The following is a 14,587-nucleotide window of genomic DNA, read 5'->3' on the forward strand; positions in this document are numbered from 1 at the left end:
CGCGTGCCAGGTCAGACCGACCGGCCCGGTGAGACCGGGCCGGGCCTCACGACCGTCCCACCCCCCGATCGGGGCGCCACCCGGATCGCCGACCGTGTCGTCGCGAAGATCGCGTCGCGGGCGGCACGCGAGGCCCTGCCCCCGCTGCCCCCCGACGCGGTGCCCCCGCACGCGACGGTCGTCGTGCGCCGGCAGGCCCCCGACTCCGGCGGCGCGGACGGCACCCCGACGCACAGCGCCCGGATCCGGGTCAGCCTCGAACTCGGCTACCCCGTCGACATCGGGGCCCAGTGCGGCGAGGTGCGTCGTCATGTCACCGAGCGGGTAGAGGCGTTGGCGGGAATGGAAGTGCCCGAGGTCGCCGTCCAGGTGGAGCGGCTGCATCTGGCACACGAGTCCGGCGCGCTGAAGGGGAGGACGCGATGAGCGAGCCCCAGGGCTCCGACGACACCCGCAAGACACCCGTACTGGAGAAGCCGGATCCGGGAAGCGGCGACGGCGCGGGTGCCCTCGGGCAGTCCGCCTCCGCCGCCGCCTACGAACCGCTGGGCACCACCGGTGACGACGACGGCCGCCAGGGCAGGTTCTGGTCCGCCCGCCGCGTTCCGGCCGGGATCCTCGCGCTCCTGCTCCTCGTCGCGGCCGGTGCCTTCCTGTACGACGTCGTGGCCGTACGCGCCGGACGCACCGCGCTGTACTGGCGGACCTGGCTGGCCCGGCAGCTCGCCGAACGGCCGCTCGACGACACGGCGGTCCTCGTCGGCGCCGGGATCGCCGCCGCGATCGGACTCTGGCTGATCGTCCTCGCCGCCACACCGGGACTGCGGGACGTGCTGCCGATGCGGCGCACCCACGCGGACGTCCGGGCCGGACTGCACCGGGGTGCCGCCGCGATGGCGCTCCGCGACCGGGCCATGGAGGTCGCCGGGGTGCAGTCGGTCCGCGTGCGCGTGAAGCGGCGCAAGGTCGACGTCCGCGCGCTGTCCCACTTCCGGGAACTCGACGAGGTGCGCGCCGACCTCGACACCACGCTCGCCGACGGCATCGAGGGACTGGGACTGGCCCGCTCGCCGGCCCTGTCGGTGCATGTCGCGCGGCCCCGACGGAAGGGGTGAGATCCGTGCTGCGGATCGTCAACCGCGTACTGATCGGCCTCACCGGGCTCGTGCTGCTCGTCCTCGGCGGCTCCGTGCTCGCCGTCGGACTCGGGGTGCGGCCGCCGTCGTGGTGGATCCACGACGGACGGCACGACGTGCTCCTCAGCACCGCCGAACGGACCAAGTGGCGGGACCAGGGCTGGTGGTGGCCGGCCGTCATCGCCGCGCTCGCGGTGCTCCTGCTGCTCGCCCTGTGGTGGCTGGTCGCCGTCGTGCGGCGCCGGCGGCTCGCCGACGTGCTCGTCGACACCGGCGACGGCGCGAGCGCGCTGCTGCGCGGACGGGCGCTGGAGGGCGTACTGGCCGCCGAGTCGGCCCGGCTCGACGGCGTCGAGCACGCGAACGTCCGGCTGACCGGGCGCCGCGGCCGCCCCGAGGCCCGGGTGAGACTCCTGCTGGAACCCCATGTGGACCCCGGGCAGGCGCTGCGGCTGCTGACCGTGGAGGCCCTCGCCCACGCCCGGGACTCGGCCGGCCTGGCCGCGCTCCCGGCGGAGGTACGGCTGCGCGGCGTCAAGCACCGCGCCGAACGCGTGACGTGACAGGCCGGGGGCCGCGCGGGGTCCGGAACCGGCGCGGTGGTTCACGGCGCGCCTCGCCCGTGTCGCGAACCCGCCCAGGCGTCCCGCCCGCGCCCCGCCCGTGTCTCGAAACACCCCAGGCGTCCCGCCGCGCCCCGCCAGGGTTCCGGTACCGGGCCGTGCGTCGCGCCGTACCCCGCGCAGGGGCCTCAGAACCCGCCCGGGCGTCCCGCCGCGCCCCGCCCGGGTCGCGAAACCCGCCCAGGCGTCCCGCCGTGCCCCGCCCGTGCCGCGAACCCGCCCAGGCGTCCCGCCTGCGCCCCGCCGTGGGCTCCGGTACCGGGCCGCGCGTCGCGGCGTACCCCGAGCAGGGGCCCTAGAACCCGCCCCGCATCCCGCCGTCCACCGGCAGCATGATGCCGCTGAGGTAGGACGCGGCGGGGGAGAGCAGGAACGCGGCGGCGCGGCCGAACTCCTCCGGGGCGCCGTAGCGGCGCAGCGGGATACGGGCCTCGTTGGCCGCGCGGGTGGCCTCGGGGTCGGCGGACAGCCCGTCCAGCTGGCGCACGCGGTCGGTGTCGATGCGGGACGGCAGGAGTCCGACGACACGGATGCCGCGCGGGCCCAGCTCGTTCGCGAGGGACTTGGCGAACCCTGCGAGGCCCGGCCGCAGACCGTTGGAGATGGTGAGCCCGGGGATCGGCTCGTGCACCGAGCCGGAGAGCACGAAGCCGATGACACCGCCCTCGCCGAGTTCCCCGGCGGCCGCGCGGGCCAGGCGGACCGCGCCGAGGAAGACCGACTCGAACGCCACCATCCACTGCTCGTCGGTGTTGTCCGCGGCGAACCCGGGCGGCGGCCCGCCGACGCTGATCAGGATGCCGTCGAAGCCGCCGAAGTGCTCGCGGGCGGCGGCGATCAGCCGGGCCGGGGTCTCCGCGGCGCCGTTGTCCGCCGCGACCCCGACCGCGTTCGGGCCGAGCGCGGAGGCGGCGTCGGCCGCGCTCTTCTCGTCGCGCCCGGTGACGACCACCTTGGCGCCGTCGGCGACGAGTTCGCGCGCGGCGGCGTTGCCGAGGCCCCGGGTCGCTCCCGTGACGACGTACACACGATCCTTCAGTCCAAGATCCATGGCCCCATCCTCCCCTACTCCGGCGGTACGGCCCCGTCCGCCTTCCCCGGCCCGTCGACGCCGAACAGGCTGAGGGCGGTCACCACGAGGCCGATGTGGCTGAAGGCCTGCGGGAAGTTGCCGAGCTGGCGGCCCGCGACCGGGTCGTACTCCTCGGACAGCAGTCCCAGGTCGTTGGTGAGCCCGACCAGCCGCTCGAACAGCTCGCGCGCCTCCCGCGTACGGCCCGTCAGATGCAGCGCGTCCGCGAGCCAGAACGAGCAGACGACGAAGGCGCCCTCGTCGCCCGGAAGCCCGTCGACCCCGGCCGCCGCGGCGGTGTAGCGGCGGACCAGGAAACCGTCCGGGGCGAGCTCCGCGCGGACCGCGTCGACCGTCCCGATCACCCGGGGATCGTCGGGGGGCAGGAAACCCACGCGCGGGATGAGCAGCAGGGAGGCGTCCAGTTCGGTCGAGCCGTAGGACTGCGTGAACGTGTTCCGGGCCGCGTCGAAGCCGCGTTCGCACACCTCGCGGTGCACCTCGTCGCGCATCGCCCGCCAGGCCTCGATGTCGCCGTCGAGCGTCGGGTCGTCCTCCAGGGTGCGCACCGCGCGGTCGGCGGCCACCCAGGCCATCACCTTGGAGTACACGAAGTGCCGGCGCGGGCCGCGCACCTCCCAGATCCCCTCGTCCGGCTGCCGCCACGCCACGCGCAGGAACTCCATCATGGCGCACTCCACCCGCCACATGTGGGGCCGGGACGGCAGGCCGGAGCGGCGGGCCAGCGACAGCGAGTCGATGACCTCGCCGTACACGTCGAGCTGGAGCTGTTCCACGGCGCTGTTGCCGACCCGCACCGGTGAGGAGTCCGCGTAGCCGGACAGCCACGGGATCTCGTACTCCGACAGCCGGCGTTCCCCCGAGAGGCCGTACATGATCTGGAGGGCCGCGGGGTCGCCCGCGACCGCCCGCAGCAGCCAGTCGCGCCAGGCCTCGGCCTCCTCGTGGTACCCGGCGGACAGGAGCGCGCCGAGGGTGAGGGTGGAGTCGCGCAGCCAGCAGTAGCGGTAGTCCCAGTTGCGCACCCCGCCGATCTCCTCGGGCAGCGAGGTGGTGGGGGCGGCCACGATGCCGCCGGTGGGCGCGTAGGTGAGGGCCTTGAGGGTGATCAGGGAGCGGACGACGGCGTCGCGGTGGGGTCCGTCGTAGCGGCAGCGCGCCGCCCACGCCTGCCAGTCCTGGACGCTGGTCTCCAGCGCCTCGAAGGGGTCGCACAGCGGCGGCCGGGGCCGGTGCGAGGGATGCCAGGTCAGGACGAAGGCGACCTTGTCGCCCGCCCGCACGGTGAACTCCGAGTGCGTACGGAAGTCCTTGCCGTACGTGTGCACGGGTGGTTCGCTGCGCAGCCACACCGAGTCCGGTCCCGCGACGGCGACACGGTGGCCGTCCGAGCGGCGCATCCACGGGACGACCGAGCCGTAGTCGAACCGCAGCCGCAGCAGGCTGCGCATCCGGACCTGGCCGCTGAGTCCCTCGACGACGCGTACGAGGTCGGGCGCGTGCTCGCGCTGCGGCATCAGGTCGGTCACCCGGACCGAGCCGTCGGCGGTGTCCCACTCGGTGTCCAGCACCAGGGTGTCCGGGCGGTAGGCGCGCCGGGTGCACACGTCCTCGCCCTCGGGCGCGATCCGCCACTGGCCGTTGTCCTCGTCGCCCAGCAGGGCCGCGAAGCAGGCGGCGGAGTCGAAGCGGGGCAGGCACAGCCAGTCGACGGAGCCGTCGCGGCTCACCAGAGCGGCGGTCTGTTCGTCCCCGATGAGCGCGTAGTCCTCGATGCGTCGGTGCACGGTGGACGGGTTCCCGAACGGGGCAACGGTCAATCGGGCCGCCAGAGTGGCGTGGGAGCCGGCGGCGGAGCCGGGCGGGGAGTCACAGGGGGCCGCCGCCGGGCCGCACGCCCGGTCTCGGGGGCGGCCCGCAGGGCTGCACGCCCGGTCGCGGGGGAGTCGGCCGCCGGGCTACACGCCCGCCGGTTCCGCCTCCGGCGTGGTCTCGGCGGCGGCCGCCTCCGCACGGTCGCGGCGCTCGCGGCGGACCAGGACCACCCAGCCGAAGGGGACGCCCGCGGAGAAGAGCCACCACTGGATGGCGTAGGCCATGTGCGGGCCGATGTCGCTGTGCTCGGGGTCGGGGATCAGCTCGGGGGAGCCGCCCTTGGGCGCCGGCGCGGTCTGCTCGATGTAACCGCCGAGGACCTGCTTGCCGAGCCGCCGCGCCTCCTGCCCGCTGCTGATCAGCATGACCTGACGGGCGGGCAGGCCCCGGACGTTCTTGATGCCGCTCTCGGCGGTCGTCTGGTCGGCCATCAGCCGGCCGGTGACGGTGATCTCGCCCGAGGCGGGGGCCGGGATCTTCGGGAAGGCGGTCTGCGCGCCGTCCGCCGGAACCCAGCCCCGGTTCACCATGAGGACCCGGCCGTCGTCCAGGACGAACGGGGTCAGGACGTGGTAGCCGACCTCGCCGTCGGCGTTGGTGCGGCGGCGGACGACCTCTTCGTGCGCGGTGTCGAAGCGGCCCTTCGCGGTCACCCGGCGGAACAGGTCGTCGTCCCCGATCCGGCTGCCCGGCGCGGTGACCGTCTCCGCGGGTACCGGCTTCGCGGCGAGCGAGTCGGCGATCACCGTGTTCAGGGCGACCTTGTGCTCATGCCGGTGGAGCTGCCAGAAGCCCAGCTTGATCATCGTAGGGATCAGGGCGAGGGCCACGAGGGTGAGGATCACCCACTGCCGGGACAACAGGAAGCGGTACACCCCATTGACGGTACTCGGCATGATTCGGCCCCCGACGGGAGGGTCCCGCCGAGGGCCGTCCGACACCCCGTCCGGCGGACGAGCCGGGAGCCTCAGACCTTGTCGACGATCCCCGCCTTCCCCTCCGCGCGGGCGCAGTGCGCGCCGCAGTACCAGTGGCCGTCGACCTCGACACCCTGGCCGATGACCTGCACGCGACAGTGCTCGCAGATCGGGGCCATCCGGTGGATCGCGCAGGAGAAGCAGTCGAATACGTGCACAGCACCCTGGGCGTGCACTTCGAAGGTCATTCCGTAGTCATTGCCGCATACTTCGCATCTCGCCATGCGCCACAGGGTGGAGTGCGGGGGCGGTGCGGGCGAGCGGGCGCGGGGCGAGTCGCCCGTCAATCACCCGTACGCCCGTCACCCTTCCGACGCGGGTTCGACGTCCCGCAGAAGCTGTCCGAACGCGGCCTCGTCGACCACCGGCGTCCCGAACTGTCGCGCTTTGACCACCTTTGACGTGCCGGAGTCCGGATCGTTGGTCACCAGCAGACTGGTGAGCCGGGACAGGCTCGTCGCGACATGCAGCCCGGCCTCGACCGCCCGGTCCTCCAGCAGTTCACGGTCGACGGACGTGTCACCGGAGAACGCGACCCGCATGCCCTGCTTGAGAGGTTTGTCCGCCGAGTACCGTCCGGGGTTCGGATGGGGGCACGCCGGGCGCTTGCGGGAGGGACGCCAACTCCCGGACGGGTAACCGCCGGAGCCGTGGCTCCCCTGCCGCCCGATCCGCGGGGCCGCGGCGCTGTCGGACCACTCCTTGAGCGGCAGGCATTCGAGGAGCGGCAGCCGCACCCCGGCCCGCGCGGCGGCCCGCAGGCTCGGCCGGAACGCCTCGGCCAGCACGCGCGCGTCGTCCAGCGCGTGGTGCGCCCGCTGCTGCACGACACCGAAGTGCGCGGCCAGCGACTCCAGCTTGTGGTTGGGCAGCGGCAGGCCGAGCTCCTTGGAGAGCGCGATGGTGCACAGGCGCTGGCGCACCGGCGCCTCGCGCTCCGCGCGCGCGTACTCCCGGGCGATCATCGACCAGTCGAAGACCGCGTTGTGCGCGACCAGGACCCGGCCGGCGAGCCGGGCGGCGAACTCCTCGGCCACCTCGTGGAAGAGCGGCGCCCCTTCGAGCATCTCGCTCGTCAGACCGTGGATCCACACCGGACCCGGGTCCCGCTCCGGATTGACCATCGTGTACCAGTGGTCCTCGACCTCGCCGAGCGCGTCCAGCCGGTACACGGCGGCGGAGATTATCCGGTCGTCGCGGGCCAGTCCTGTGGTCTCCACGTCGACGACCGCGTATCCCTGCGGATACGCGGCCGGCCAGGAGGCAGGGGACGCTGCGGTCGTGAGGTCTTCGAGCATGGTCAATGAGGATACGGGCCCCGACCGACATACCGGTCCCCGCCTTCCCCGATCCGGCCTCCCGCGTTTCCCTGTGCGAGACCCCGGTGTTGACGCTCAGCCGAGGGCCGCCACCAGGTCGCCGGCCGTCAGCGGCGTCAGACCGCAGCCGTCGACCGGGCCGGGCAGCAGCCGGTACACGGACCCGCCCGCGCCCTCCGGGGCGACGCCGCCGTGCACCAGCGCGAGCAGGACGTGCTTCTTCGCGGCCGCCTCCGCGGCGAGCGCGTCCGGGTCCTCGGCCGGGCGCCGCCACTGCGGAGGCTCCAGGGCCCGGACCCGGCGGCGAAGGCCGCGTCCGGCTCTGCCTCCGCGCGCCTGTAGTGCCACAGCTCGCCGGTCGAGGGCAGCCGGCGGACCACCACGACCTCGTCGGAGCGGGCCGCCGCGTGCCACACCGACAGATCCCACAGGGTCGTACGGCCGGTGGTGAAGTACTGGAACAGATCCCGGCCGACGCGCCCGAGTTCGGCACTGTGCCGGTACACGCTGTGGAAGCCCTCGGACGCCGCCAGATGCAGGTCGGTCCACAGGAACGTGCGCCGCTCCAGGTCGACCAGCAGCGGCACGTGGATCCGGGAGTCGCCCTCCAGGTCGTAGCGCTGACGCACCGCGCGGGGATCGTACGAGGCGTCCCGCCCGTCCCCGGAACTCAGGGCCACCGATTATTTCCGGGACCCGTGGATCCCGGCCCGCGCACGGCTATGGACCTTTCACCCGTGCGGTGCAAGCGTGCTGGCGCCCCAGCAGGTAGCGCCTACGAAGGGCGGTACGGACATGGCACGAGTCAGGTACGGCGCGCGCACCGAGGCGGAGATCACCGCCGCGCGCACCGCGAGTTCCCAGCTCCCCGACATCTGGTCCACCGGACTGGTGGCCGTCTGGGAGAGCGACCCGGACGCGGTCGCGGCGGTGCTGCCGCCCCCGCTGAAGCCCACGGCCCGGCCCCTGGTGCGGGTCGGCATCAGCAAGGTCGATCTGCCCGGATACCCGCTGGGCGCGGGCTCGTTCGCCGTCGCCGCCGCGCACCGGGACGTCGAGGGCTGGTATCCGCTGGTCATGCCGATGACCCACGAGCGGGCCCTGATCGGCGGCCGCGAGGTCTTCGGGGAGCCCAAGAAGCTCGGCGAGGTGACCGTCGAGCGCGACGGGCTCGTCGTACGGGGGGTGCTCGCCCGGCACGGCATCGCCTTCGTCGAGGTGCGCGGCGCGGTGAGCGGGCACCTGCCGCTGCCCGAGCCGGCGCGGAAGACCGACTTCTACTTCAAGTTCCTTCCCGCGGTGGACGGTTCGGGCTTCGACGCCGACCCGGTCCTCGTGCACTGCCTGCGCGAGGAGAAGGTCCGCAGACTGGAGCGGGTCACCGGGGACGTCGTCCTGCGCGAGTCGATGTACGACCCGGTCGCCGATCTGCCCGTGCGCGGCCTCGTGGAGATCACCTTCGGCGAGAAGACCTCCGGCCAGCGCGGCAAGGTCGCCGAACGGGTCGGCGCACAGGCCCTGTTGCCGTACATCCACCAGCGCTACGACGATCCGGGGCAGATCCTCGACGGTCCGCCCGAGGGGAGCGTGTGATGGAGCTGCGCGCGGGACAGGTCGCCGTCGTCACCGGCGCGGCGAGCGGCATCGGGCTCGCGATGGCCCGGCGGTTCGCGGCCGACGGTCTGACGGTCGTCCTCGCCGACGTCGAGGAGGGCGCGCTGGAGAAGGCCGCAGGGGAGCTGCGCGAGGACGGCGCAGACGTCCACGCGCGCGTGGTGGACGTCTCCGAGCGCTCCGAGGTCCTCGCGCTCGCCGAGGACGTGTACGCCACCTGCGGCGCGGTGCACGTCCTGTGCAACAACGCCGGTGTCGGCTCCGGCGCCGAGGGCCGGATGTGGGAGCACGACCCCAACGACTGGAAGTGGGCCTTCGCCGTCAACGTGTGGGGCGTCTTCCACGGCGTCCAGGCGTTCGTGCCCCGGATGATCGCGAGCGGCGAGCCCGGCCACGTCGTCAACACCTCCTCCGGCGACGGCGGGATCGCCCCGCTGCCCACCGCCTCCGTGTACGCCGTCACCAAGGCGGCCGTGGTGACGCTGACCGAGTCGCTCTACGCGCATCTGAAGGCGGAGCACGCGCGTGTGGGCGCCTCCGTGCTGTTCCCCGGGCCGCACATGCTCCGTACGGGCCTGTGGGAGTCGCACCGCAACCGGCCGGCGCGGTACGCGAAGGAGCGGCCCCGCAGGACCCCGTACCGCAGCCTCGCCCAGTGGGAGGCCGCGATGGACGAGGCGGGCCACGAGGTGCGCTTCACCCCCGTCGAGGAGGTCGCCGACCTCGTCGCCGAGGGGATCGGCGCGGGCCGCTTCTGGCTGCTGCCCGAGAGCGAGCACAGCGACCGGCAGATCCGGGCCAGGTCGCGGTCGATGCTGGAGCGGGCCGATCCGTCGTACCTGGAAAGTTTCATCCTCGACTGAGGGGGCGCGGTGAGCGAACAGGACCCGTATCTGATCATCTCCTCCGACTGCCACGCCGGACTTCCCACCGAGGAGTACCGGCCCTATCTGGACGCCCGGTTCCACCGGGACTTCGACGAGTTCCTCGCGGGCCAGGGCCGGCGCCGCGAGGAGATGAACCGCCTCGGCATCCGCAACGAGGCGTTCGCCGACAAGTGGTTCCAGGACAACGAGGAAGGCCTGCGCGGCGGTTGGGACACCGCGCAGCGCCTCAAGGAACTCGACGGCGACGGGGTGGCGGCCGAGGTCGTCTTCCCCGACGCGGACGCCGTGGACAGCCGCACCGCGGCCCCGTTCGGCGTGGGCCTCGGCCTCTCCGGCGACCAGGACCCGCGGCTCGGCATGGCGGGCGCGCAGGCCCACAACCGCTGGCTCGCCGACTTCGTCTCCGAGCACCCCGAACGGCACTGCGGTGTCGCGCTGCTGCCGGTCACCGGCGAGAGCGAACGGGTCGTCGCCGAGGTGTACCGAGCGAAGGAGTCTGGCCTCGGCGCGCTGATGATCCCCTCCATGTGGGTCGACAAGGAGCCCTACCACGACCGCCGTTACGACCCGGTGTGGGCGGCGGCCGCCGAGTGCTCGATGCCCGTGCTCACCCATTCCGGCGCGGCCCCGCGCCACGAGTACGGCGACCACCTGGGCATCTACGTCTCCGAGGTCACCTGGTGGCCCGCGCGCCCCTTGTGGTTCCTGCTCTGGTCGGGCGTCTTCGAGCGGCACCCCGGACTCCGTTTCGGCATCGCCGAGTCGGGCTGCTGGTGGCTGCCCAATCTGCTGTGGTTCATGGACCGTCTCTACCTCGGCGCGCACGGCGGCAAAAAGCTGTCGCCGTTCGCGGAGCTGAAGCGGCCCCCGCACGAGTACCTGGACCGGCAGATTTTCGTCTGCGCGACCAACACCAAGCGCCGGGAACTCGCCCAGCGTTACGAGATCGGCGTCGACAACATCCTGTGGGGCAGCGACTTCCCGCACCCCGAGGGCACCTGGCCCGACACCCGGGGGTGGCTGGCGAGGACCTTCCACGACATCCCGGTGGCGGAGACCCGGCGCATGCTGGGCCTGGCGGCCGCCGAGGTGTTCGGCTTCGACACCGACGTGCTCGCCCCGCTGGCCCGGCGGATCGGTCCCACCCCGGCCGAACTCGGCCAGGACGAGGACCAGTCGGCGGTCGAGGCGTCCTGGGCGCGCTCGCGCGAGGTGGGCCGCCACTGGCTGACGGACCACGACTTCCCCGTCCTGGGGGTGAACCCGTGAACCCCGGCAACCCCGAGAACGCCGGGAACGCCAGCACCCCCGAGAACGCCGGGAACCCCGGCAATCCCGTGAACCCCGTTATCCCCGGAGCCGAGGACCGCTACACCGTCATCTCCGCCGACTGCCACGCGGGCGCCGACCTCCTCGACTACAGGCCCTACCTGGAGCGCCGGTACCACGACGACTTCGACGCCTGGGCGGCCGGCTACGTCAACCCCTACGAGGACCTGCTCGCCGACACCGCCGACCGGAACTGGAACTCCGCCCGGCGGATCGCGGAGCTGGAGGAGGACGGCATCGTCGCGGAGGTGGTGTTCCCCAACACCATCCCGCCGTTCTTCCCCTCCGGTTCCCTGATGGCACCGGCCCCGACGGCGGCGGAGTTCGAACGGCGCTGGGCGGGCCTGCGGGCCCACAACCGCTGGCTCGCCGACTTCTGCTCGGCGGCCCCCGGCCGGCGCGCGGGCGTCTTCCAGATCCTCCTGAACGACGTCGACGCGGCGGTCGAGGAGATCCACCGGGCGGCCGGCGCGGGCCTGAGGGGCGGCCTGCTGCTGCCCGGCACACCCCCCGGATCGGGACTGCCCGAGCTGTACTCGCGGACGTACGACCCGATCTGGGCGGCCTGCGCCGAGCTGGGCGTCCCGGTGAACCACCACGCGGGCTCCGCCTCGCCGCCGCTCGGCGACGAACCGGCGGCCCGCGCGGTCTACATGGTGGAGACCACCTGGTTCTCGCACCGGGCGCTGTGGCACCTGGTGTTCGGCGGCGCGTTCCGCAGGCACCCCGGCCTGCGACTGGTGCTGACCGAGCAGGGCTCCGGCTGGATCCCCGGGGTCCTCGACATGCTCGACTACTACCACGGGCGGCTGGTCGCGGCGGCGGGCCGGGCGTCGACGGCCGAGTCCAAGTTCGGCGCGGGCCTGGCCGCGACGATGGGCGAACCCCCCTCCCGGGTCTGGCGCGACCACTGCTTCGTCGGCGCCAGTTTCATGCGCCCGCACGAGGTGCCGCTGCGCGGACGTATCGGCCTCGACAAGATCATGTGGGGCAGCGACTACCCGCACGACGAGGGCACCCACCCCTACACCCGCGAGGGACTGCGCTTCGCCTACGCGGGCCTGCCCCGCGAGGAGGTCGCCGCCATGGTCGGCGGCAACGCGGCCCGCGTCTACGGCTTCGACCTGGTACACCTCGACGAGATCGCCGCCAAGACCGGTCCCACGGTGGCCGAGATCGCCGAGCCCCTGGACGTCCCGCCCGCCGACGCGACGAGCCCGGTGTTCGCGAGAGGAGGCTCGGTGCGCGTCTGGTGAACTCCGGGTCGGTGCGTCCCCGGTGGCGCCCCGGGTGCGATCCTCCCCTTGTGACGGAACCGACGCACGACGAGGCCCACGGCGGCACCCTCGGCTCGCGGCTGAACTGGCTGCGGGCCGCCGTCCTGGGCGCCAACGACGGCGTCGTCTCCACCGCGGGACTCGTCGTCGGCGTGGCCGGAGCCACGGGCGACCGCGCCGCCCTGTTCACCGCGGGCGTCGCGGGACTGCTCGCCGGGTCGATGTCCATGGCCGCGGGCGAGTACGTGTCGGTCTCCACCCAGCGGGACTCGGAACTGGCGGCCCTCGCCACGGAGAAACGGGAGCTCAAGGAGGCGCCCGAGGCCGAACTGGAGGAGCTGACCGGCCTCCTGGAACAGCGCGGCCTGTCCCGCCAGGTGGCCCGCGAGGCCGCCGTCCAGCTCACCGAACGCGACGCCCTGCGCGCCCACGCCTCCGTGGAACTCGGCATCGACCCCGACGACCTGACCAACCCGTGGCACGCGGCCTGGGCGAGCTTCCTCGCGTTCACCGCCGGAGCCCTGCTGCCCCTGCTGGCCATCGTGCTGCCGCCGGAGCGCTGGCGGCTCGGCGTCACCGTGGTCTCGGTGCTGGCCGCACTCGCCCTCACCGGCTGGGGCAGCGCCCGGCTGGGCTCGGCCGACCCGCGGCGCGCGGTGCTGCGCAACACCGCCGGGGGAGCGCTCGCCATGGCCGTGACCTACGCGGCCGGAGTCCTGCTCGGAGCGGCGGGCGTGTGAGCGTACGCCCATGCCCGGAGCCGTCGCCGCACGCGCGGACGGCCGGGCGCGGGACGGGCTTTGGCGGACAGCGCCAAGAAGCAAGCGCATACCGCCGGTAATGCTTATCGGTAACGACCTCTGTACGCGGCCGACCAGCGCATCTACGGTTCACCCATGCCGAACCTGCCCGATGTCGTGGTGCTGTCGATACCCGCCTTCATCCTCCTCGCCGTGATCGAGATGATCAGCGTCCGGATCCATCCGGACGAGGACGCCGCGGGGTACGAGAAGAAGGACGCCGCGACGAGCCTCGGCATGGGACTCGGCAGTCTCTTCTTCGACTTCCTGTGGAAGTTCCCGATCGTCGCGATCTACAGCGCGGTCTACGCGCTGACGCCGCTGCGGGTGCCCGTCCTGTGGTGGACGATCCCGCTGATGCTGCTCGCCCAGGACTTCTTCTACTACTGGTCCCACCGCGGCCACCACGTGATCCGCCTCCTGTGGGCCTGCCACGTCGTGCACCACTCCAGCAGGAAGTTCAACCTCACCACCGCCCTGCGGCAGCCCTGGACGGGCCTGACCTCGTGGCCCTTCTACCTGCCGATGATCGCCCTCGGCGTGCACCCGGCCGCGCTCGCCTTCTGCTCCTCGGTGAGCCTCGTCTACCAGTTCTGGATCCACACCGAGCGCATCGACAAGATGCCCCGCTGGTTCGAGTTCGCCCTGAACACGCCCTCCCACCACCGCGTCCACCACGCCTCCCAGGGCGGCTACCTGGACCGCAACTTCGGCGGCATCCTCATCGTCTGGGACCGGCTCTTCGGATCGTTCGTCGTGGAGACCGAACGGCCCGTCTACGGACTCACCAAGAACATCGCCACGTACAACCCGGTGCGCGTGGCCACCCACGAGTACACCGCCATCGCCAGGGACCTCAAGGCGGCGGCGAGCTGGCGCGAGCGCGCCGGCCGGCTCCTCGGCGGGCCCGGCTGGCAGCCCGCGCCGGCCGTCGTCGAGGCCCCGGTCACGGAGTCCGTCGCGTGAGCCCGCGTCCCGCGCGCGCCCTGCTCGTCTGCTTCGCGCTGGCGGCGGCCGTCGACCTCCTCGGGCTCCTCGCCGGAATCGACCCCGCGCACCGGATCGCCAAGATGCTCCTGATGCCGCTGCTCGCCCTGTACGCGGGCGTACGCGGCGCGCCCCGGCTGCTCGTCGCGGCCCTGCTCCTCGGCTGGTGCGGAGACCTGGCGCTCCTGTCCGACGCCGACCCCGCCTTCCTGGCCGGCATGGCCTCCTTCGCGGCCGGGCACGTCTGCTACCTCGTGCTCTTCCGCCGGACGGCACGCGTACGGGACGCACGGCTCGTCCTCGCGTACGCCACGGCGCTCGTCGTCCTCGTCGTGCTGCTGTGGCCCGGTCTGCCGGCCGGCCTGCGCGTCCCCGTCGCCGGCTACAGCCTGCTGCTGACCGCGATGGCGTACGGGGCCACCCGCCTCGGGCCCGTCGCGGCGGTCGGCGGCGCGCTCTTCATGCTGTCGGACACGCTGATCGCCACCGGCGTCGCCGACTGGCCGCAGCTGCCGATGGCGTCCTTCTGGATCATGTTCACGTATATCGCCGCCCAGTTTCTGCTGGTCCGGGGGGTGCTCGACCCCCTCGCGGTGCGACGCGCGCCCGAGGCGGCGTACGGTGAGATGCGCTCAACCACCCCCTGAGCGCATCTCACCACGCTCCGCAC

Annotated in this window: 16 protein-coding genes; 10 read left to right on the plus strand and 6 right to left on the minus strand. The window is 73.2% G+C overall.

Going from position 1 to position 14,587, the window contains the following annotated elements; translation table 11 throughout:
* Positions 1-3 precede the first annotated feature (3 nt).
* Genes ACFWI4_RS33980 through amaP form a run of 3 tightly spaced genes read left to right on the plus strand, consistent with a single transcriptional unit; the run spans position 4 to position 1,699 of the window.
* Positions 4-426, plus strand: coding sequence for an Asp23/Gls24 family envelope stress response protein (locus ACFWI4_RS33980; protein ID WP_387204292.1), 423 nt, complete (start codon positions 4-6; stop codon positions 424-426).
* Complete coding sequence (locus ACFWI4_RS33985; RefSeq protein WP_387204295.1) at positions 423-1,115, plus strand: DUF6286 domain-containing protein; 693 nt, start codon at positions 423-425, stop codon at positions 1,113-1,115. The genes ACFWI4_RS33980 and ACFWI4_RS33985 overlap by 4 nt, the downstream gene beginning before the upstream one ends.
* 5 nt (positions 1,116-1,120) lie before the next feature.
* Entirely contained in the window at positions 1,121-1,699 is a 579-nt protein-coding gene (amaP, locus tag ACFWI4_RS33990) for an alkaline shock response membrane anchor protein AmaP (RefSeq protein ID WP_385405425.1), read from the plus strand.
* 355 nt (positions 1,700-2,054) lie between these two features.
* Here the strand turns inward: amaP and ACFWI4_RS33995 are convergent, their stop codons facing one another.
* From ACFWI4_RS33995 to ACFWI4_RS34020, 6 genes are all read right to left on the minus strand, one after another.
* Positions 2,055-2,810: an SDR family oxidoreductase gene (locus ACFWI4_RS33995; RefSeq protein WP_387204298.1), complete on the minus strand. Its 756-nt coding sequence runs from the start codon at positions 2,808-2,810 to the stop codon at positions 2,055-2,057.
* Positions 2,811-2,824: 14 nt separating this feature from the next.
* Positions 2,825-4,639 carry a glycoside hydrolase family 15 protein gene (locus ACFWI4_RS34000; RefSeq protein WP_387204301.1) on the minus strand — a complete coding sequence of 605 codons (1,815 nt, stop codon included), beginning with the start codon at positions 4,637-4,639 and terminating at the stop codon, positions 2,825-2,827.
* A 171-nt stretch (positions 4,640-4,810) separates the two neighbouring features.
* Complete coding sequence (locus ACFWI4_RS34005; RefSeq protein WP_385405418.1) at positions 4,811-5,602, minus strand: SURF1 family protein; 792 nt, start codon at positions 5,600-5,602, stop codon at positions 4,811-4,813.
* A 92-nt stretch (positions 5,603-5,694) separates the two neighbouring features.
* Positions 5,695-5,928: a hypothetical protein gene (locus tag ACFWI4_RS34010; protein ID WP_339128551.1), complete on the minus strand. Its 234-nt coding sequence runs from the start codon at positions 5,926-5,928 to the stop codon at positions 5,695-5,697.
* Positions 5,929-6,006: 78 nt separating this feature from the next.
* Entirely contained in the window at positions 6,007-7,002 is a 996-nt protein-coding gene (locus ACFWI4_RS34015; protein ID WP_385405415.1) for a DEDDh family exonuclease, read from the minus strand.
* Positions 7,003-7,139: 137 nt separating this feature from the next.
* Positions 7,140-7,703, minus strand: a complete 564-nt coding sequence (locus tag ACFWI4_RS34020; protein WP_387204306.1) for a hypothetical protein — start codon at positions 7,701-7,703, stop codon at positions 7,140-7,142.
* 115 nt (positions 7,704-7,818) lie between these two features.
* Between ACFWI4_RS34020 and ACFWI4_RS34025 the strand changes: the two genes are divergently transcribed.
* The 7 genes from ACFWI4_RS34025 to ACFWI4_RS34055 all read left to right on the plus strand — a co-directional run bounded on the left by ACFWI4_RS34025 (position 7,819) and on the right by ACFWI4_RS34055 (position 14,564).
* Positions 7,819-8,616 (plus strand): acetoacetate decarboxylase family protein, encoded by a 798-nt coding sequence (locus tag ACFWI4_RS34025; protein WP_387204308.1) that lies wholly within the window; start codon positions 7,819-7,821, stop codon positions 8,614-8,616.
* Entirely contained in the window at positions 8,616-9,500 is an 885-nt protein-coding gene (locus ACFWI4_RS34030; protein WP_387204311.1) for an SDR family NAD(P)-dependent oxidoreductase, read from the plus strand. Before ACFWI4_RS34025 ends, ACFWI4_RS34030 begins: the two co-directional genes overlap by 1 nt.
* Positions 9,501-9,509: 9 nt before the next feature.
* Positions 9,510-10,793 carry an amidohydrolase family protein gene (locus ACFWI4_RS34035; protein ID WP_387204314.1) on the plus strand — a complete coding sequence of 428 codons (1,284 nt, stop codon included), beginning with the start codon at positions 9,510-9,512 and terminating at the stop codon, positions 10,791-10,793.
* Between the two features lie 80 nt (positions 10,794-10,873).
* A complete protein-coding gene (locus tag ACFWI4_RS34040) occupies positions 10,874-12,109 on the plus strand; it encodes an amidohydrolase family protein (protein ID WP_387204371.1) in 1,236 nt (411 codons plus the stop codon).
* Positions 12,110-12,159: 50 nt separating this feature from the next.
* Positions 12,160-12,870 carry a VIT family protein gene (locus tag ACFWI4_RS34045; RefSeq protein WP_387204317.1) on the plus strand — a complete coding sequence of 237 codons (711 nt, stop codon included), beginning with the start codon at positions 12,160-12,162 and terminating at the stop codon, positions 12,868-12,870.
* 156 nt (positions 12,871-13,026) lie between these two features.
* The gene (locus ACFWI4_RS34050; protein ID WP_387204320.1) at positions 13,027-13,896 is read left to right on the plus strand and encodes a sterol desaturase family protein; all 870 of its coding nucleotides are present in this window, start codon (positions 13,027-13,029) and stop codon (positions 13,894-13,896) included.
* Positions 13,893-14,564 (plus strand): lysoplasmalogenase, encoded by a 672-nt coding sequence (locus ACFWI4_RS34055; RefSeq protein ID WP_387204324.1) that lies wholly within the window; start codon positions 13,893-13,895, stop codon positions 14,562-14,564. The genes ACFWI4_RS34050 and ACFWI4_RS34055 overlap by 4 nt, the downstream gene beginning before the upstream one ends.
* The last annotated feature ends 23 nt before the right edge of the window (positions 14,565-14,587 follow it).

This window comes from Streptomyces sp. NPDC127038, assembly GCF_042725875.1.
In the GTDB taxonomy this organism is placed as follows: Bacteria; Actinomycetota; Actinomycetes; order Streptomycetales; family Streptomycetaceae; genus Streptomyces.